The following is an 18,310-nucleotide window of genomic DNA, read 5'->3' on the forward strand; positions in this document are numbered from 1 at the left end:
ATGCTAGGAAGCCTATTTTTTAATTCATAGTGGATCGATTCGAGGAGAATGTTTATGCCGAGCGACTTTCTGTACCTAGATTCAAGAAGATTTCTTCTAAAGACGCTTCCTCTACCTCGAGTCGATAGATATGGATGTGTTGTGAGACAAGATAAGCATTGATCGTCGCAATATCCTGTTCACTTTGGACGATGAACGTTGACTGAGTAGGCGAGACATTGACGTCTTTCGCAAGCGTCGACAACTTGGACTGCAAGTGTAGTTGCATCTCATTGTCGAGCAACGCATGTTTGACGTGAACGGTAATGTTGTTCTGATGCTGTTCCCGTAACTCCTCCATCGTACCTTGCGTTTGAATCGATCCATCTTGCATGATCGCGATTTCCGTACACAATTTTTCGACCTCGTCCAAGTTGTGAGACGTTAGAAAAATCGTCGTTCCGTCTGCAGCGATCTTACGAATCAAGGTATGGATGCCAAGAATCGAGTTGGCATCGACGCCAGAGGTCGGTTCATCTAAAAACAAGATATCCGGTCGATTGATTAAAGCTTGGGCGATGCCGAGCTTTTTTTTCATCCCGAACGAATAGTTCTTTGTTTTCATATCAATCGCGTCTTCGAGTTGTACTTCACGGAGGACTTGTTTCAACTCGTCCGTCGTTGTCTTAAGGCCAAGGACTTTACTGAAATACTTCAAGTGATCAAGTGCTGTGAAATTTTCGTAAAAGGTCGAGTAATCCGGTAGGACACCAATGCGTGCCCGGACGTCTTTTAAGGAAGCATTCGTTGCTCCAAGTAACTCGAACGTCCCGGACGTCGGGCGGACCAGTCCAGTGATCATATTAATGAATGTTGATTTACCGGCGCCATTTTGACCAAGGAATCCGAAGATAGCCCCTTGCTCAATCTCGAGATTCAGCTGGTTGACGACGGTCTTGTTGCCGTATTGTTTCGTTAAATTGGTGGCACGAAGGGCTAACATCAGAGATCTCTCCTTTTAAAGATAATTAGACTCGTCATGACGAAAACAGCGATATGAATCAAGACAAGGTAAGTGTAGGCAGTATTTTCTTGTGTATAGTAGTAATACGGCGTCAGGTAAGAGATCGTATCGACGATGACATTCTTCGAAAGAAGACTCCACATCCCGATGACCGGTAGCGCGATCGAGATGAAGATTCCGACGAACATCGTCATCGAAGAATTATTAACGACAGTTGAAAGAAACAACGACAATCCGATGAAGTAAGAGACGAAGATGATGCTTTGAATCAAATCGACGAAATGAAACGACTTTGAAAACGGGACGATCAATAAGAGGGAAACTGTCAGACAGAGCACCCAAAATGATACGTTTCCTAAAAACTTACCGAAAATGATGTTCTCACGGGACGTTTTCGTCGCAAGGAAACGAATCGTCTTTGACTCGATCTCTTTATTGACGCTACTGTGGGAGATGCTCGTTACGAATAGGGGAGCAGCTAAGAACAGAAGTAACATCAATCCGATGATATACGCATTGTTACCTAGACCAAGATCACTGAGTTGTCCTTTGAACTGACTGACGAGTTTAGCGGAACCAATCGTCACGCCGAACAAGACGACAATGATGAGGATGGCACGGATGCTTTGAAAAAGCGATTTGAATTCGCGAAGCGTTATGGCAAACATATGTAAACGCACCTTTCTCTAAGTAAGATTAATATTGCCGTGCTAGCTTTTTGTTCTTCGATACATTGGTGATACCGGCAATCAAGTAAGCGAGTGAACCGAAGAGCCCGGCGAGTAACGTAAAGATGCCTACGAGAATCGCCGTAATGATCAATAGCTTTCCAGCAGAACCACTTTTGCGGATTCGGACGATCGAGAAGATACCTCCTAATGTACATAAGAGCGAGACGGCGCCGATGTACAAGAAGAATTGTTGGAAAGATGTGAGGATTTGAGAAGCTGTGACGTCCGTGATGTTCTCGTCACGAATGAATTGATCGACCAAGTCCTTCATTCCAGAGTGATCCGCAATCGATCCAGATAACAGGAAACCTCCTAAACACAGTGAGCCGAACAAAACGATACCGATGACAGCAAATATGTATTCCGTTGTTCTTTTCAAGTAAAACACTCCTTTTCCTTATTTTTCCGATTTTACTTTCCTAAACTACCATGACTTGAAACCCATGACAAGTGAAAAAATGAATATATCTTAATTGTTTATTGGTTAAATGTTTAATTAATATGAAAAATACTTTAACTTTATTTAAATAAATGCTATTGTGAATACATGGGAGGGAAATGGTAAATGAAGAAAGAGGATGTTCCGGATTGGATTTTATCTCTAGAATTGGAAGAAGTGGAATTCGTAAAAAAATTCATTGTAAGCTCAGGTTCCTTGAAAGAACTAGCAAAACATTATGATGTCTCCTATCCGACCGTCCGAATTCGTGTCGATCGTATCATTCAGAAAATCGAAGTGAATGAGAAAATCGAGAATGAACCGTTCATCACATACATTAAACAAATGGCAATCGAGGATCGCATCACGATTGAGGATGCAAAAAAAATAATCGAAAAATATCGACTGGAGAGGGGGAACAACCAATGAATTTTATCATTTCGGCTTTATTTATTACGGTAGGATTAGGATTACAGCAGTTATTATCGAGTCGGCATAATCCGTATCTCGGCATCATCATGCCCGTTTTGCTAACAATCGTCATGACATGGCGATATTTCAATGGTGGATATAACAGTTTTCTTGCCTATGCCTTGATTTTGGGGTTTGGATGGATTGTACTTTCAGTAGAATGGTCGCGCGGTCGAGAAACCTTCAAAAAGAATCAAGAAAAAGAACTAGAACGGATGCGCGTACATGATACGCTGTAAAGTCGTACATATAGCTTCACATGAAGACGATCTTGAAAGAGATCGTTTTTTTTCATGAAAAATGAGAGTAGCCTCTGTTTTGAAGAAACAGGGGCTACTCTCTTTACGTGTTATGCGCTCGATTCATATACCGTTTTTAATCGAGTTCAATCTTTACTGTCGTATCCTTTGGAATAGATTCGTCTGTTGCATAGAGAACAAATGTCTTTTGGTCGACAGGGACTTGATAGACTAAGTCGACAAGCGACTTATACGGGGCGAAATATTGATAGCCGTTCTTGAACGCTTTTTCATTGTGATTGACGTAATCAACAGTGGAATATTCTTTGCCGTCGAGCGAAGTCAGCGTAAATGTTCCTGGTCTGTAAGTTGAATAGGCACCTTTACTTTGTGTATCTGAGTTGTGCATGAAGACTGGAATCGTGACATAGCGATATCCGGTCTTTTCCTTTAGATTGAGTTCTTTTGGCGTCGGAGCGAGTGATTTTACGTAAAACAGTTCAGATGTTGCTTCCGGATCGCCCGGATAGGTTTGGATGACCCCTTTCTCCATTAGTTTTTTAAGTGCAGCATCTTGATTGCTTGTTTTTTTGTCAGCTGATGCTTTTGTTTCCGAAGCCAAGTCCTTTAGTTTTTGTCCGCTCGTCTGTTGTTGAGGAGCACTCTGTGGTGTAGTCGTCGAGGATTCCGTTGAGGCGAACAAGAACAGGCTCGCAACCCCGACACATAAGGAAGCAGCGATGGATCCGAGTGCCCACTTGAAACGCCGTTCTGTCGCCTGTGTATTCTCGACGATGCTGCCGAGTGCGGCATTCGGTGTGATCCGGACGGCACGCTCGGCGGGAAGTAAGGCACCTAACACGCCGGTGATTACCGGAATCAAGAGCATAATGCTAAGGAAACCAAGTTCTTGGACCGGGAATTGTCCGTAAACGAAACCGATCATTCCAAGTGCAGTCAAAAGACCGATTACACCAGCACAGAGACCCGTCATCATCCCTTCACTTAGTACGAGTAAACGAACTTGTCGGTCTTGCCAACCCGTTGCTTTGAGGACAGCGAGCTGATTCTTCCGTTCATTAACGTTTTGCCACATGATTTCGGTCGTCGTCAGGATGGCGATCAGTAGAGCGACGCCCATTGCGACATAATGCATCGTACCGACTTCGAGCGCGACATATTCGCCGAGCCATGTTGCATACAAGACGCCTTTTAAGCGGAACGTGATGAACAGGAAGAAGATGAACAAACTTGTCGGTAAGGCAATCGCGACGATGGACAGTAATGTCCGTTGCCAGTAGGTGACGAGCTGGTTGATGCTCATCCCAAGGACGCTACGCGCACGGACGAAACGGCGACCTTTCGAAACTTCGCCAGAACGCATGCTTTCGTATGGTTTGATACGACGAATCAACGTCATCGGCACGAGCGTTCCACCCCAGTAAATGAGTAAACCAGCAAGACCGATCAATAGAATCCGACCGATTGCAATCGGATTGTCCGTCGTGACCCAGAACGAACCGAGAATCGTCCAAGCAATCAAGACGACGAGTGTACCGAGTAGCGTTGCTTCCAGGAACAGTAGTTTCGAAAGCTGACGCGGGCGCCAACCGAGCGATAGTAAAATCGCGAACTCTTTTTTTCGAGCATAGAGCAAGATGATATTCGAGCTAAAGACATAGACGAGTGCAACGGCGATGACACTAGCGATGATGCCGCTCATCCCAACTTTTGCTTCTTGGAAAATGGCGATCGACGACCCGAGTTTGATCCACGGTTGTTGAACCCAGCCGAGCGCTGATTCGTCTTTTAGACCCGGTAAATAGGTCAAAGCAAGCTGCGGGGAGGAACCAAGTGTCACGTCCGTAATTAAGCCTGTCTTTTGTTCAATTTCTGTTGCGACTTGCTGGAGCTTCTTTTCGCTATCAGCGTTCATCGTCTCGACGCCTTTGACGTTGACGCGGATGGCAGAGATTGCTTTATCGCCACGAATCTTGAACGCGGCATCGAGCGTCGTCAGCATCGATGGTGGTTTTGTCAAGAAATCGTACGGATCATTTGTCGGTTTGACGTCTCGAACTGGATTGACAGGACGTTCATTCTTGTCCATCACCCACTGAGCTTTCGACGGGAAGTATGTCTCCATCGGTAGTTCCGTCAACGGATCTTTCGAGATATTCAACTTTTTTGGATCGAAGACCCCGATATAGTTCAAGTTGACTTTTGGCCAGTCCGCGCTGTCTTTTCCGAACATCCTCGCTTCCCGGTACATGCTGCGTTTAGCGAGTAAGGAATCTTGGTCGACTTGTTTCGGTTGGACTTGATAGGTGAACGGCCAACGTGAAGCATAAGGACTTTTGATCGAGCGATAGTCAATCGGGGACGGTTTTAAGGCGATCCACGTAAAGGAATTGCTGTTCGTCTCTTCAGCAGTAGGTAACGTGTGTTTTAAGATATCATTGACGAGTTTCTTCTGGACATCTTGGGTCGTGATTGTATAACGTTTAGCACCGCTAGCAGGTAAGGACTGTAAATATTCTTTTCCGCCTTTTTGTTCAACGTGTTGTACTATATCATTGATGGATTTTTCTTTCGATGGAAGCTCGACCTTTTCGTACGTGTAAATGCGTGTCGCATCGACATATTCACGATTGTTCAACAAGATCGGAATTTGGACACCGTCTTCACCAAACGAGGTGACTTGATCTTCTTTTGAAAAATAATTACTATAGGCTCCTTTTGTCGTCGCTTGATCCAAACCGACGAGTGCTGCCTCCGCTTCGGGATCAACACCCGCAATCATCACCTGACTCCCGTATTCATATAGAGGCTGCTTTCCAAGGGGGAGGGGCGACACACCTGATTTTACTGCATTTCCTGTAGGTTCCCATCCTGCTGCTAAGAAGGTGACCCCACTCGATGATTCGTTTTGTAACCCAGTATCTTGCGTGTCTTTAATCGTCAGTTTATAAATACCTTCTTGATCGATCGTATGCGTACCGATACTCGAAAGTGTTTGGTTATAACCGATCATCGCGATCGGAGCAGCAATCTCGATGTCAGCAATTTTTTTGATCGTTTCATATTGTTTGCGCGTGATCCCACCATCGAGACCACTCATATAGTTTGGCTCGAGTAACTTCAAGTCTTCCGTCACGCTCCGGCTACCTTCTGGTCGGACGACGATATCGTAAGAAGAGCCCCAACGCTTTTGCAGTTCATCGACGACGGTCCCGTTATTGGCTTGCGTCGTTCCGATCAAATAGCTCAGTCCGGTACTGACGATTAGGACACCGACGAGAAGTAAGATGAATCGTTCTTTGTTGCGCCACCAGGAGTTCCAGATGAATTTAAGCATAGGCATAGACCTCCAATAATGCGAACGTCTCGTCGTCACCTGTCTGGTTCGACTTGATGATATGTTTACTCGTGAACGAATACGGCATAATGTATCCCTCCTGAAGGTTATTTTTATTCCATATGTAAGTAATAAAAACCATTACTTTCCTATTATAGTCATAATTAAATGATGTCGAACCATTAAAATCCATAAATTTTTGAATAATAAGTTAATTTTTGTTCTAATCTTTTTAAAGTGATTTACTTGATGTGTTAATAAAAGTGGCTCTTCTAACATGTACTGAGAGAGTTGGAACGAAAATTTCTACAGGCTTATTTTACTGTGAGAAATCTTTTTTATAATTAATTGACTAAATAGAACAGTATCTTGTGAGTTCTGACGTCAATGAACGAAATATCAGTGTCATCTAGCAATATGTCTATTTCATTGTCTTCATAGGTTGAATTGGTAAATAATAAATGTCATTATATAAATATAGGAAATGGTGAATGTGTTTTTGTCTATAAAAGTAAAAATTATTATGAGTAATAGAGGAGATGAATAGTGAAATGAAAACCCAGGTTTTAGAAAGTATTTTTGCAGCATTGTTTTTTCTTATTTTTCTAATGTTTTTTGAGGGAGTACCGAAGTCGACTGATACATGGATCGAGTATGGAATTAAGACTGTGGCAATTGTCTTCATTTTTCTATTAACTGAAGGTATTTTTTCTAAAAAGTCGATTAAGAAAAATACATCACATCAATAATGTAAAATTCAATTATTCTAATCTTAGACATCGTATTATGTATAAACGAATAGAAAGAAAGCCCGCATTTGCGTCAAGATGTGGGCTTTCTTTCTATTTGTTGATCGAGTTAAGGTTCTTATATTGTGATGACGTATATATTCTTCATAAATATTTGCAATACTAAATGATTTCATCGCTTGATCTATTTTGCATTCCGACCAAGACTAGATGGAGCAATGACGCCTTCATCCCGTATGAAACGCAACACGCGATTGATCGTCACTGCACTGATAGCAGGACAAGCATTTCGGACATCTACTTTCGTGCACGGTGCAGTCCGCCCTTCAGCAAAGATATCGAAGCGTTACGTCAAAAGCGGACCATTCGTAGCTCTTTCGTATTAGTGAAACTTGACATGACGTTAGATCGTAGATGGATTGATGGTGCGACATCTATTCAAACAAGAGATAGGAGTGTATGGTCTTGAACGAATCCATCGTTTACTTTGTAATCCTAGTCCCCATGTTAGTGTTTGCGATCGTTTTATCAAGAGGGAAGGGCGCCTCATTACTTGCAGGATATAATACGATGTCTGAAAGTAAAAAGGAAACATATGACGAAGTCGCCTTATGTAAATTCATGGGTAAAATCATGTATGGGATTAGCTTTAGCCTATTACTGATCGCATTCAGTGAGATGTTTAAGTATTCATATTTATTCATAGTAGGTTTCGTTCTCTTGTTGTTTTTTATACTATTTGCTGGGGTTTACGCGAACACGAAGGATCGATTCAAAAAAGTCAGGTAATAACGTTCGTGTCAACAAGTCCTTAGTCATTTAAATCATACTGTAATCGAGAAAGAGAACGACTAATCTTAAAGTTGAAGTCAATCCGCGTTATCCTTTCCGTGAGTGATTCATGCGTCCACAACTTTATATGCAAAAATATGTAGGGGTGAACCTGAAGTCTCGATCGTTTCGATCGATAGCCATCCTAATTTTTTATAATAATCAGAAGCGTTATCTGTTTTTAGATAGATGGTTGGAATCTGCTGTGACTTCGCGTAATCAATTAATTGGTCGATGAGTTGTTGTGCGATACCTTGACTTCGATACGCTTTTTCAACAAACAAAGAAGCGAGCCAAGGCGAATAGGCGGATCGTTCTTTCAAGTCATTTTCAAATAGAGAGACGGTTCCTACACACGTAACATTGTCTAAAGCTACGAATGTCACAGGATACGACTCATCTGATTTTTTGTCTAAAAATGCTCTTACTTTTTCATAGGGTGTTGTCCCTTTTTTCTTTTGAACGAATTCGTTATGAATCATTTTAGCGACTACTTCTAGATATTCAGGACGATTAAAAAGTGTATCAATGATCATGAGCTTATTCCCCCATCTAAAGTAAGTGAATTAGTATCGGATAGTTGCGTTAGAGACATATCGACATCTTCAGTCAAACATAGATGTAATAACACTATAATTTTAAAAGAAGATAAGGAGAACTAGAATGAGATTAGGACAATACTTGCAGAAAAATTATGGAAAAGTGAATTTATTTGATCGTTCCTTTGTCAAAAAAGATTTAGTATTTCACGTAGACTTAGTGAAGGAGCTGTATCAGTTAAAGGATGATTCAGATGAAATCAATGAGGAATACTTCAATCAGGTGTACGAAAAATCGATTGCCATGTTTGAAGATATATTCCGAGAGGAGGATCAACTTTATTTAGTCACTCACGTAAGAAGTGAACGGGGATATTATCAAAAAACAGCGACGAAAGTGCTTCGCCAGTTGAAGCGTAAAGAAGATAAATACAAAGTAAAGTATGTAGAGAAAGTGATTGATAAAGAAGAGGAAGTGGTCGAATATGCCGTTTTATTACCGAACAAAAAAGCGTTAAAATACAAACGTGTAATTAAAGCGATTTGCAATCAGGACTTCCCACCGCTACAACCAAGATTTCATCAAACCTATACATACTATCCCGAAGTCTTTTTCATAAACGTAGATCGAAATATCATCATGAATATCTATGATGATCGCGGTTGTTTCCTTCTGTTCGGTGATTCAGAGACGTATGACGTGTTCAAGAATATATATCGTAATGATATTAGTTAATCGTCAACCGTATTTTCATCGGTTCGCGAAACGCTCAAGCTAGTGCTAAGAAGCCGATCACTGAAAAAATGAAAAGGATCAATAGAGAAGCGAGTAGTGTTAAAGCGAGGATTTTCCCCGTATTTCTTAGACTTATGATGGCGCACACTAGCGCAAGCAACAGTCCGGCTAACATATAGTTCGTACCCCAAAAACCATTGAACGGTAAGAGTTTAACAGTTAGGAAAGTAAAAACCACGATGCCAATCGAGATCCATCCTAGATTTTCCCTCATAAACTACCTCCTCCAAAAAAACATATAGTCATAAATTGTCTCTTTTAAGCATATCATTACAAATGTTGGTATATAAAGAGTTTTGTGGTAGTCGCTTAAATATTGCCTAAATTAAATTTGTGTCATACATTTTATTGTCAAAAGACATGACAACAAGCAGGAAACCATTGAACATTTATCGATCAACAAGCAATCCCTCACTCTATTTAGAATGAGGGATTGTTTCGTTTCATCATTAGACTGTCAACTCGATCACATTACCTTCCGGGTCTGCGACCGTACTTTCATAATAACTGTCACCCGTCGTCCGGGGACCGTCAAGATGTTGTACACCTGCTTCCCGTAAACGAGCCGTCCAGTCGTCGACAGCTTGTTTACTTCCAAGTGAAAAGGCGAAATGAGCATAACCGAGTGTATTGGATGCTTTTTCTGTAATGTCCGTCCGTTTCATCAATTCAAGGCGTGCACCACTTGAGAACGTCAGGAAATACGATGTAAAGCCTTTCGTCGGATTATGGTACTGCTCGCCTGCCGTCGCATCAAAATGCGTTTCGTAGAATTGACGCATTCCTTCCAGATCTGCCACCCAGAGAGCGATATGTTCAATCTTCATTTTTACTCATCCTTTCTTCATTAAGAGGCTTTGGCTAACCGTTGTTTGAATAACATCCGGTTCAAGCCTTCCGTTGCGATCAGCATCAAGAAAATCAATCCAATCGTGAACCAATGGAACAGCGACAAGGAGTAAGAAGTCGCGAGCCAACCGAACAGTGGTGGCATGAACGTACTGCCGGTATAGGCGAATGCCATCTGCACGCCCATCAGACGTTGCGCCGCGGCCTCCCCGAACCGAACCGGTGTCTCGTGAAGCATTGCCGGATAAATCGGTGCGAGACCGAGCCCGACAAGGACGAAGCCGAGCGGCATCCAGGCAGCGGGTGCGAGGATGAAGCAGGCAGCACCAACTAAGGCGGTCCATTGACCGACGCGAATTAAGCGACGATTCGACCAACGGAGAGAAAGGAAACCACTAATGAAGCGACCCGCTGTGATACTACCGTAATAGACGGAGATCCAAGTTGCGGCCGACGTCACCGAAAACGACCGGACTTGGACGAGATAACTGCTGCCCCACAGACCGACGACCGCTTCGACGCCGCAATAAAAGCAAAATGCAGCGAGGGCAGCCAGCAGTCCGCGTGGTTTACCGGACGATGTATGAGTAGTCTGAACCTGTTCTAGATTGTGTTTCGGAGCGCGTTTCCAGAGCGGTAAACTGACGATCAAGATGATCATCAAGACAAGTTGTAGCGCACCAACGATGAGGTACCCAGTACGCCATCCGGAATCGAGCAACACACCAGCCATGATGAGCGGACCAGCTGTCGCGCCGACGCCCCAGAAGCAATGAAGCCAGTTCATATGATGGGCTTGATAGTGAGTAGCGACGAAATGATTCAGTGCCGCGTCAACGACACCGGCACCCAGTCCAAGCGGAATTGCAAGGACGAAGAGCCAAATCAAGGACGGAGCAATGAAAAAGCCGAGCAATGCAAGTGCTGTCAGTCCAGCGGAAGCTGCCGTGATGGGTCCTGTCGAATAACGCTCAATCAATCGACCGCTAAATAGACTCGAGACAATCGTTCCGGCAGCAATCGTCATGAAGAGCCAACCTGCCATATCAAGTGGTGCACCGAGATCGAGCCGCATCACCGGCCACGCTGTGCCGAGCAAGGCGTCCGGTAGTCCGAGGCTGATGAAAGCTAGATAAATCAGAGGTAACAATAAACGAGTCATCGGGGTAGTCCTCCTAACGGAATCTGTTCAATGAACGACTGAATGCCGAGTTGCATCAGACCGTCCAGATAATCGGTTTCCCAGTTGCTTTCGCGCAACTGTGGTAATTTGTCGAGCGGAAATCGCTTGGCGCATTGGTCCGTCAAACGTGTCAACACGTCATTTGTGACGTCTGATGCCGCAAATAAGATGACGTCCGGATTCAATGTGACGGTAAAGGAGAGAATGATCCGGCTTAATGCTTCGTACCACTCGTCAGTATGTGGTGAAGTATTTGCGAGGACTTGACCGACGTTCCGCTGCTCGTCAAACGGAATGAACGAGATTTCTCCAGCGAAGTGATGTGCGCCACGGACGATGCGCCCGGATACAGCGACACCGGCGCCCGGACCGTTCGTTCCGAGGTAAACGTAAACAGTCGTCTTGCTTTCCTGAGACGGAGCGATGACAGCCGCGTTCATGTCATTTTCGACGACGACCGGTCGAGCGAACCGGTCAGTCAGTTCTTGCTGTAAGCGGAGACCGTCTAGCGTCGGATAATCCGGGGCAAACAGGACCAATCCCGTAGCATCAACGGCACCCGCTACACCAATCGCAAGAGTTTGAACGGACGGGTGATTGTCTAGTAACGTTGTCAGCGTTTTCAATAAAGTCGAAAAATGATCCGACGAATCAATCGATAAGCGATCCGTCGTGATCAGGTTGCCACCGACGTCGTGGATCCGATACTTGAGATACGTCCGTTCGATGAATAGGGCGAGTCCATGAAAGCGATCCGTCCGGTAGCGGTACCGTTTTGCTGGACGTCCCCCACGAATTAACTCAAGCGGCGTCTCTTCGATTTCTTGAGCAACGAGCAACTGATCGATCTGTTTACTCGTTGTCGGAAAACTGACGTCTAATACTTGGCGAATGGCAGGAATCGTATCGAAATGTTCCATTAAAAAAGCGTGACGAGTCCGTGAAATGAGATCAGTCAATAGGAAGTCCTCCTAATCCGAATTACTTATTAAATTATTTTAATAAGTGTCGTTTTGAGTATATCAGATTAGGCAGAGAAGGCAAGTTTAAAAAGGAGGTGTAGGAGTAGAATAATTAAGAAAATAACGTTTCATTTTTCATGGGTCTGGTTAATAGTATAAATAGATAAAAAAATTTTAGTCATATATCTTTAATTCATACTATTCCGATTTGTAATATCTTGGGTAGCTTGTAACGGGAGGTAGATGGCGAGAGGAGTTTTATAATCATGACCACCCCACTATCAACTGATCTAGGGTCCCAAGATATTTTAGTTGCGATGCGCGATAACGTCGCAATGATCCGCTTCGACCGTCAACGTCGCGTCGTCGACGTCAATGGGTTGTTTGCGAAGACAATGAAATATAAACGAGAAGAAATGATTGGAATGCAACATCATCTGTTTTGTACGACAGAGTTTGCGATGAGTGATAGTTATCAAGCATTTTGGCATAAATTGTTCAGTGGCTTCAGTGCAGCGGATAAAATTGAACGAATTGATGCTCATGGTCAGTCCATTTGGCTTGAAGCAACCTACATGCCAATTTACGATGGAACAGAAGTGACGGGCGTCTTGAAGATCGCTTCTGATATCACGGACCGCCAGCAGATAATTCAACAGTTCGCGACATCGTTTGACACGATTGCGAGTGATTTGAATACACGTTCGATGCAGGGCGAGAAAGAGAGTCTTGCGTTACGTCAAACGATTGAGCAAATGGCAGAGACGACCCGTGATAATCATCAGACGATTGAACGCCTGCAACGCCAGGCGCAAGATATCGCGCAAGTGACCGAGACAATCAAAACGATTGCGTCACAGACGAATCTCTTGTCACTCAATGCATCGATCGAGGCAGCGCGAGCTGGTGAACACGGAAAAGGATTCAACGTCGTGGCAACAGAAGTTCGGAACCTATCGAAACTTGTTGAACAAGCCGTCGTCGATGTCCGACAGACGACGCAGCGAATGAATGATGAATTGCAGCGGATTGCCCGCGCAATGACACACGCAACTGTCGATGCAAAGGAGAGTGTTACCGTCGTCGCAGAAACAGTCGAACGGTTCCATGACGTCCAGAGTGCGGCATCGACGTTGACCGAGACGGCACGTGATTTTACAAAAGCGATATAAGCTAGCAAAGGTTAGGCGGCATTCCGGTAAAACGGGGTGTTGTATTTTTTTTGAAGACTATTCGGATGTTGGAATAATATGTTAATATACAACAAAACGAAAGGGAGCGATTTTTGAATGACTATTCGCACAGCCCGTCCTGATGATTTTCAGGCATTGATTCCACTATTCCAGCAAATCCACGATCAGCATGTTGCCTTACGCCCTGACCACTACCGTCCGCATGAGATGCCGGTACCGGAAGACTTATTCTTGTCCCAACTCGAGAACCCGGCTTATACCTTACTCGTCGCCGAGCATGACGGACTTGCTGGTGTGATCGTCTTAAAAGAAGACATCGTCGAAGGAAGTGGCTTCGTCTTCGATAAACATTACTTACGTGTCATCAGTTTAGTTGTTTCAGATACGCATCAAAAACAAGGTGTCGGAAAACGATTGATGCAAGCGGCTTACGCACATGCTGAAACGATCGGGTGCGACCGGATTGAGCTCGGCGTCGATGATGCTAATCTAGAGGCAATCGCCTTTTACGAAGCGCTTGGGATGGATGTCCGCTCAAGACGAATGGAATGGAAAGTGACGTCAAGCAGGGAAACGACGACGTGACGTCAAACAACAGATACTAGAAAGGGGAGATGTCATGTTCGCTTTACACGTTTCAGAGAAAATTTCATTACGCTTGATTGAGAGGCATCATGCAGAGGAATTATTCGCACTCGTCGATGCCAACCGTGAACATCTGCGCGAATGGCTCGGCTGGGTCGACGGCGCGACAGATGCGACTACATATCGGGAAACGGTCATTCCTGCCTGGCTAGAAGAGTTCGCAAACGGTAACGGCTTTACGTGCGGCATCTATTTAGAAAATGAACTCGTCGGAACGATTGCCCTACATGAAATCAACCGTCGTCTCGACATGACATCGATCGGTTATTATTTAGCGGGAAACGGTCTTAGAAAAGGCATCATGACCGACGTCGTCCGATACGTGACGAACTATTGCTTCGAGACACTCGACTTGAACCGGGTCGTCATCGAGTGTGCGACGCGGAACATGCGGAGTAGACGGGTTCCAGAGCGGCTTGGTTTTACGGAAGAGGGTGTCTTACGGGACACTGAGAAATTGTACGGTGTCTATCATGATGTCGCGGTCTATGCGATGTTACGTCGAGACTGGTCAGCGAAAACGCAGGAGGTGACGACATGCGCATCGAGCAAATGAATCAAGCGACGTATGATACTTATCTACCGGTCGCGATCGAAGAATATGCTGCGGAAAAATGTCGTGCTGGTACGTGGGCGGAAAACGAGGCGCTTGAGAAGGCGAGAGCAGATTTCGCGACGTTATTACCAGATGGTTTGAAGACAAAAGATCATTATTTGTTTACGTTTCGCGACGAGACAGGGCATGATATCGGGATGGTTTGGATTCATGTGACGGAGGAGTCACGCGGACGTGAAGCGTTCATCTTCGACGTCAAGATTTCGTCCGATAAACAGAACCAAGGCTACGGGAAGGAAGCGCTACGCTTGCTTGAAGTGATAGTAAAACGGATGAACGTCAAGAAAATTTCGTTACACGTCTTCGCGCACAACGAACGGGCGATTCATGTCTATGACTCGCTTGGGTACGAGAAGACGGATTACTATATGTCGAAGTCGTTGACGGATTAATGGAGAAAACCCGCCCAGATGGAGGGCGGGTTTTCTTATAAAATCGGCGATAATAATCGGGAGATACTCTCTTTGAAACGGATTATCCGTGGACGAGCAGCATATTTTTCAATCGTTAGTCGTTCGCTATCCGCGATATCGGACAAAAAGAGCAGCTCTAGTTCCTCTGCTACGGCTTGATGATACAGAATCGCATTCATCTCGAAATTCAATCGAAAACTACGCGCGTCGATGTTCGTTGTTCCGACCGAAGCGATCTTACCGTCGACGACGATTGTCTTCGCATGCATGAAACCGAGTTCATACGTATAGACTTCGGCACCATGTTGAATCAATTCACCGACAGAGGCATAGGTTGCCCAGTAGACAAACGGATGATCCGGTTGATTCGGAATCATGATTTTTAGTGTCACGCCTGAGGCGAGAGCGATTTTGCAAGCATCCATGAAACTAGCATCTGGGATGAAGTAGGGAGACTGGATGTAAATCGATTTTTCAGCGGAATGGATCATTTGAATCAGCATGTTCTTCAAGTATTCCGTTTCAGAATTCGGACCAGATGTGACGATTTGAATCGGAACGTGATCGTTTGATGTTTCAAGCGGCGGAATCGGTGCGGTCGACCAATCCGTTCGCTCCCTACTTGCTGCATCCCAGTCTTGTTCAAAATGATATTCGAGCTCTTCGACGACGGGACCGAGAACGCGCAGATGCGTATCACGCCAGTAACCGAACTGTTCGTCCTCTCCCAGATACTCTGATCCAACATTAAAACCACCGATATAGCCGATTTGTCGATCAATCGTACATAGTTTTCGATGATTTCGATTATTGATTCGCAGGTTTAGAATGCCGAGGGGGGAAGAGAAGAACGAACGAACTTCACCGCCATCTTGTTTGAATACTTCAAAGTCCTTTGATTTAAGCTTCCAAGAGCCAACAGCATCATAAAGGATGCGGATCTTGACGCCTTGTTTTGCCTGTTCGAATAAAGCAGACAGCAATCGCTCCCCAAGCGGATCGCGTTTTAAGATGAAATATTGAATATTGATTTCTACGCGAGCGTTTCGAATATCGGCGAGCAAGGTATCGAATTTCTGATGACCATCGAACAAGGTCCGAACGTCCGTCGCTTCCGTTAAGAGGGCGTCCGCCGTCCGGTTCGCTTGAACAATCTTGCGGTACTGGAAAATCGGATTGTCAGAATGGAGTGGTTCGTTCTCTTGCATCTTGATGTCGTGGTCCCGTAAACGTCGGCGTTCTTTTGGCACATGGTAAAACGTATCCTGTTTTAAAGAACGACCGAGCAGTAGATAGATCAAGAATCCAAGGACTGGCACGAAAAAGAGAATCATCAACCATGCCCACGTCGCACTGACGTCACGTCGCTCAAAGAACAGGATGGCAATCGCTGCTGCAATATTTGCGATGACGATCGCGTAGAGCAAGATTGATAAAATCAGGGTATAGTCCATCAATACGAACACCTCGTTTTCAATTAGAATGATTTTGACGGGAGGGAGAAAGGGTGATTTTAGAGTGGTTCCGTTTCATCTCGAGTATCGTGTTCATCCCGATTTCAGATGATTTATTAGTCATTCGTCAAATAAGTAGTTGGTTGCGACACGGACACCAACCAATCGTGATTTTTCTATTAGTCTGGTCTGCCTGTTTCGTTTGCTTTAATCTCTTCTACGGTATTCCTCGTTTGTTTCGAAAACTCCCTTTCTTTCAAAAGCTCTTAACGAATAAACATCTAGCAAAAGCAGAAGCGGTTCTTCAGGAGAAAGGAACGGTTGCCATCGCCACCTCATTTTTCCTTCCTGGTGTTCGTCGTCCGATTCATTATATGGCAGGGTTGCTCGCCTATCCATTTCGCCCTTATATCATCGTGACGTTCGCTGGTACAGGCATCTATGCGTTACTCTGGACGATTCTGATCAATCGTTTAGGAGCCTATGGACTATTGAATCGATTTTCTATCTGGTGGGCAACGCATAGTGGTGTTTTGTTACTTCCTGGTATCGTGGTCTTATGTGGCATCTTATGTTGGATCTTCCGGGACACGATCCGGAACTGGTTCGTCCGTTCGTAGGGCATGGTTTCGCAGTCGTGCCAGCTTCATGATGTTAAGCACCGTGACTTTAGCGACAGCATAAAATGGAACGGCAAGTAACATGCCGAGAATCCCTGCGAGTTGCCCGGCGACAAGTAAGACGACCGTGATCGTGATCGGATGAACTTTTAGTGACTTTCCTTGAACGAGTGGGGATATGACGTTGGCATCAAGTTGTTGCACGATCGTAATCCCGATGATGGCATATAATCCTTTGATCGGTTCATCCAAAAAGCCGATCACGACTGCTGGGGCGGCACCAAGAAATGGTCCGAGATACGGGATGATGTTCGTCGCGAAGATGAATAGTCCGAGTGGTAAAAAATACGGAATATCGAGCCACCAGAGAACAACTGTTGCGAGACTCCCGACGAATGTACAGACGATTAATTGAGCTCGGACATACGAGCGAATCGTTCCGTTCATATCCTTTAAAATGAGCAAGGCTTCCTCTCGATAACTCGTCGGAATGAAGCGAACGATGGCGGAAGGCAACTTCTTCCCATCAACGAGCATGAAGACATATAAGAACAGGGCGATGAATAACGTGAAGACTGTTGAAGCGATGAACTGAATCAACCACAAGATGGATCCAGCGATCGACGAGAAGAGATTTCCAAGAAGTGACGATGCACTTTTCAGCGAATTCTCAAAGGATGAAACATTGTTGTCAAAGGATGGAATGGATGTTCCGTACTTCGCGAATAAGGATAAGACTTGAGCATACAAGCGTTCAGCGAATCCAGGTACGGCAGCGATGAAGGCGAAAAGCTGTTTTGTGATGAGCGGGAATAAGGTTAGGAAGAATAGGATGACGAGACTGAACAAGAGTACTAAGACGATGAAAATCGCCAATTTCCGGGAGTGGAGACGACGTTCGAGTAAATCGACGAAGCCGACAGATAGATAAAATAAGATACCAGCTAAGATGAAAGGGGTGAAAATCGTCGTGAAGAGGACAAATAACGGATAAAAGAGAAAGTCGACGAGCCGTGCCATATAGATGATGCTGAGGATAAGTAAGATGAACAGACCAATACGAAAGGAACGATTGGAAATCAATCTGGACAAGGCAATACCTCCTCTAAGATTCATGGATATGATATCCTTTCCCCAAAATAACTAAAATAATTGGAAAAGGATGAATTAGCGATTCTTTTTTCACATATATTTGTTAATTTTTCGATGGAATGGGTAA

General features: G+C 44.5%; 20 protein-coding genes. 9 read left to right on the top strand and 11 right to left on the bottom strand.

The genetic code is table 11. The features are described from left to right. Positions 1-52 precede the first annotated feature (52 nt). From K6T22_RS07885 to K6T22_RS07895, 3 genes are read right to left on the bottom strand one after another with little or no spacing between them, the layout of a single operon-like run. On the bottom strand, positions 53-982 hold the full coding sequence (locus K6T22_RS07885) for an ABC transporter ATP-binding protein (protein WP_238239853.1): 930 nt from the start codon (positions 980-982) through the stop codon (positions 53-55). Next, on the bottom strand, positions 982-1,671 hold the full coding sequence (locus tag K6T22_RS07890) for an ABC transporter permease (protein ID WP_238239854.1): 690 nt from the start codon (positions 1,669-1,671) through the stop codon (positions 982-984). Before K6T22_RS07890 ends, K6T22_RS07885 begins: the two co-directional genes overlap by 1 nt. 28 nt (positions 1,672-1,699) lie before the next feature. Then, positions 1,700-2,113 (bottom strand): DUF4064 domain-containing protein, encoded by a 414-nt coding sequence (locus K6T22_RS07895; RefSeq protein ID WP_238239855.1) that lies wholly within the window; start codon positions 2,111-2,113, stop codon positions 1,700-1,702. Positions 2,114-2,299: 186 nt separating this feature from the next. Between K6T22_RS07895 and K6T22_RS07900 the strand changes: the two genes are divergently transcribed. Both K6T22_RS07900 and K6T22_RS07905 read left to right on the top strand, forming a co-directional pair. Next, positions 2,300-2,602, top strand: coding sequence for a DUF2089 family protein (locus tag K6T22_RS07900; protein ID WP_238239856.1), 303 nt, complete (start codon positions 2,300-2,302; stop codon positions 2,600-2,602). After that, positions 2,599-2,883, top strand: coding sequence for a hypothetical protein (locus K6T22_RS07905; RefSeq protein WP_238239857.1), 285 nt, complete (start codon positions 2,599-2,601; stop codon positions 2,881-2,883). The genes K6T22_RS07900 and K6T22_RS07905 overlap by 4 nt, the downstream gene beginning before the upstream one ends. A 136-nt stretch (positions 2,884-3,019) precedes the next feature. Here the strand turns inward: K6T22_RS07905 and K6T22_RS07910 are convergent, their stop codons facing one another. Next, a complete protein-coding gene (locus K6T22_RS07910; protein WP_238239858.1) occupies positions 3,020-6,241 on the bottom strand; it encodes an ABC transporter permease in 3,222 nt (1,073 codons plus the stop codon). Positions 6,242-7,449: 1,208 nt separating this feature from the next. Between K6T22_RS07910 and K6T22_RS07915 the strand changes: the two genes are divergently transcribed. Continuing rightward, positions 7,450-7,779 carry a DUF3784 domain-containing protein gene (locus K6T22_RS07915; protein WP_425293149.1) on the top strand — a complete coding sequence of 110 codons (330 nt, stop codon included), beginning with the start codon at positions 7,450-7,452 and terminating at the stop codon, positions 7,777-7,779. Between the two features lie 110 nt (positions 7,780-7,889). On the opposite strand, the gene K6T22_RS07920 is transcribed toward K6T22_RS07915, so the two are convergent. Further along, a complete protein-coding gene (locus tag K6T22_RS07920; protein WP_238239859.1) occupies positions 7,890-8,357 on the bottom strand; it encodes a GNAT family N-acetyltransferase in 468 nt (155 codons plus the stop codon). Positions 8,358-8,484: 127 nt separating this feature from the next. Here K6T22_RS07920 and K6T22_RS07925 point away from each other — a divergent pair, with 127 nt between their 5' ends. Beyond that, positions 8,485-9,096, top strand: a complete 612-nt coding sequence (locus K6T22_RS07925) for a DUF3885 domain-containing protein (protein ID WP_238239860.1) — start codon at positions 8,485-8,487, stop codon at positions 9,094-9,096. 34 nt (positions 9,097-9,130) lie between these two features. On the opposite strand, the gene K6T22_RS07930 is transcribed toward K6T22_RS07925, so the two are convergent. From K6T22_RS07930 to K6T22_RS07945, 4 genes are all read right to left on the bottom strand, one after another. Next, a complete protein-coding gene (locus K6T22_RS07930) occupies positions 9,131-9,370 on the bottom strand; it encodes a hypothetical protein (protein ID WP_238239861.1) in 240 nt (79 codons plus the stop codon). A 235-nt stretch (positions 9,371-9,605) separates the two neighbouring features. After that, a complete protein-coding gene (locus K6T22_RS07935) occupies positions 9,606-9,983 on the bottom strand; it encodes a VOC family protein (RefSeq protein ID WP_238239863.1) in 378 nt (125 codons plus the stop codon). A 20-nt stretch (positions 9,984-10,003) separates the two neighbouring features. Continuing rightward, positions 10,004-11,167, bottom strand: coding sequence for an MFS transporter (locus K6T22_RS07940; protein WP_238239865.1), 1,164 nt, complete (start codon positions 11,165-11,167; stop codon positions 10,004-10,006). Further along, positions 11,164-12,147, bottom strand: a complete 984-nt coding sequence (locus K6T22_RS07945) for an ROK family protein (protein ID WP_238239866.1) — start codon at positions 12,145-12,147, stop codon at positions 11,164-11,166. The genes K6T22_RS07940 and K6T22_RS07945 overlap by 4 nt, the downstream gene beginning before the upstream one ends. Before the next feature lie 269 nt (positions 12,148-12,416). Between K6T22_RS07945 and K6T22_RS07950 the strand changes: the two genes are divergently transcribed. The 4 genes from K6T22_RS07950 (at position 12,417) to K6T22_RS07965 (ending at position 14,996) form a co-directional block, all read left to right on the top strand. Next, the gene (locus K6T22_RS07950; RefSeq protein ID WP_238239868.1) at positions 12,417-13,322 is read left to right on the top strand and encodes a methyl-accepting chemotaxis protein; all 906 of its coding nucleotides are present in this window, start codon (positions 12,417-12,419) and stop codon (positions 13,320-13,322) included. A 117-nt stretch (positions 13,323-13,439) separates the two neighbouring features. Beyond that, a complete protein-coding gene (locus K6T22_RS07955) occupies positions 13,440-13,928 on the top strand; it encodes a GNAT family N-acetyltransferase (RefSeq protein WP_238239869.1) in 489 nt (162 codons plus the stop codon). A 34-nt stretch (positions 13,929-13,962) separates the two neighbouring features. Then, entirely contained in the window at positions 13,963-14,544 is a 582-nt protein-coding gene (locus K6T22_RS07960; RefSeq protein ID WP_238239871.1) for a GNAT family N-acetyltransferase, read from the top strand. After that, complete coding sequence (locus tag K6T22_RS07965) at positions 14,526-14,996, top strand: GNAT family N-acetyltransferase (protein WP_238239872.1); 471 nt, start codon at positions 14,526-14,528, stop codon at positions 14,994-14,996. Before K6T22_RS07960 ends, K6T22_RS07965 begins: the two co-directional genes overlap by 19 nt. Before the next feature lie 35 nt (positions 14,997-15,031). Here the strand turns inward: K6T22_RS07965 and cls are convergent, their stop codons facing one another. After that, entirely contained in the window at positions 15,032-16,471 is a 1,440-nt protein-coding gene (cls, locus tag K6T22_RS07970; protein WP_238239874.1) for a cardiolipin synthase, read from the bottom strand. 53 nt (positions 16,472-16,524) lie between these two features. Between cls and K6T22_RS07975 the strand changes: the two genes are divergently transcribed. Continuing rightward, positions 16,525-17,091: a DedA family protein gene (locus K6T22_RS07975; protein WP_238239875.1), complete on the top strand. Its 567-nt coding sequence runs from the start codon at positions 16,525-16,527 to the stop codon at positions 17,089-17,091. Here the strand turns inward: K6T22_RS07975 and K6T22_RS07980 are convergent. Continuing rightward, on the bottom strand, positions 17,041-18,183 hold the full coding sequence (locus K6T22_RS07980) for an AI-2E family transporter (protein WP_238239876.1): 1,143 nt from the start codon (positions 18,181-18,183) through the stop codon (positions 17,041-17,043). The two genes, K6T22_RS07975 and K6T22_RS07980, sit on opposite strands and share 51 nt — an antisense overlap. Positions 18,184-18,310 lie beyond the last annotated feature (127 nt).

Source organism: Exiguobacterium acetylicum, assembly GCF_022170825.1.
Classification (GTDB): Bacteria; Bacillota; Bacilli; order Exiguobacteriales; family Exiguobacteriaceae; genus Exiguobacterium_A; species Exiguobacterium_A acetylicum_B.

Excerpts from the sequence above, each read along its gene's own strand:
- cls (WP_238239874.1), bottom strand. The coding sequence starts at position 16,471 with ATGGACTATACCCTGATTTTATCAATCTTGCTCTACGCGATCGTCATC.
- K6T22_RS07935 (WP_238239863.1), bottom strand. The coding sequence starts at position 9,983 with ATGAAGATTGAACATATCGCTCTCTGGGTGGCAGATCTGGAAGGAATG.
- K6T22_RS07885 (WP_238239853.1), bottom strand. The coding sequence starts at position 982 with ATGTTAGCCCTTCGTGCCACCAATTTAACGAAACAATACGGCAACAAG.
- K6T22_RS07905 (WP_238239857.1), top strand. The coding sequence starts at position 2,599 with ATGAATTTTATCATTTCGGCTTTATTTATTACGGTAGGATTAGGATTA.
- K6T22_RS07920 (WP_238239859.1), bottom strand. The coding sequence starts at position 8,357 with ATGATCATTGATACACTTTTTAATCGTCCTGAATATCTAGAAGTAGTC.
- K6T22_RS07890 (WP_238239854.1), bottom strand. The coding sequence starts at position 1,671 with ATGTTTGCCATAACGCTTCGCGAATTCAAATCGCTTTTTCAAAGCATC.
- K6T22_RS07950 (WP_238239868.1), top strand. The coding sequence starts at position 12,417 with ATGACCACCCCACTATCAACTGATCTAGGGTCCCAAGATATTTTAGTT.
- K6T22_RS07940 (WP_238239865.1), bottom strand. The coding sequence starts at position 11,167 with ATGACTCGTTTATTGTTACCTCTGATTTATCTAGCTTTCATCAGCCTC.
- K6T22_RS07915 (WP_425293149.1), top strand. The coding sequence starts at position 7,450 with ATGGTCTTGAACGAATCCATCGTTTACTTTGTAATCCTAGTCCCCATG.
- K6T22_RS07930 (WP_238239861.1), bottom strand. The coding sequence starts at position 9,370 with ATGAGGGAAAATCTAGGATGGATCTCGATTGGCATCGTGGTTTTTACT.
- K6T22_RS07965 (WP_238239872.1), top strand. The coding sequence starts at position 14,526 with ATGCGCATCGAGCAAATGAATCAAGCGACGTATGATACTTATCTACCG.
- K6T22_RS07925 (WP_238239860.1), top strand. The coding sequence starts at position 8,485 with ATGAGATTAGGACAATACTTGCAGAAAAATTATGGAAAAGTGAATTTA.
- K6T22_RS07960 (WP_238239871.1), top strand. The coding sequence starts at position 13,963 with ATGTTCGCTTTACACGTTTCAGAGAAAATTTCATTACGCTTGATTGAG.
- K6T22_RS07955 (WP_238239869.1), top strand. The coding sequence starts at position 13,440 with ATGACTATTCGCACAGCCCGTCCTGATGATTTTCAGGCATTGATTCCA.
- K6T22_RS07910 (WP_238239858.1), bottom strand. The coding sequence starts at position 6,241 with ATGCTTAAATTCATCTGGAACTCCTGGTGGCGCAACAAAGAACGATTC.
- K6T22_RS07900 (WP_238239856.1), top strand. The coding sequence starts at position 2,300 with ATGAAGAAAGAGGATGTTCCGGATTGGATTTTATCTCTAGAATTGGAA.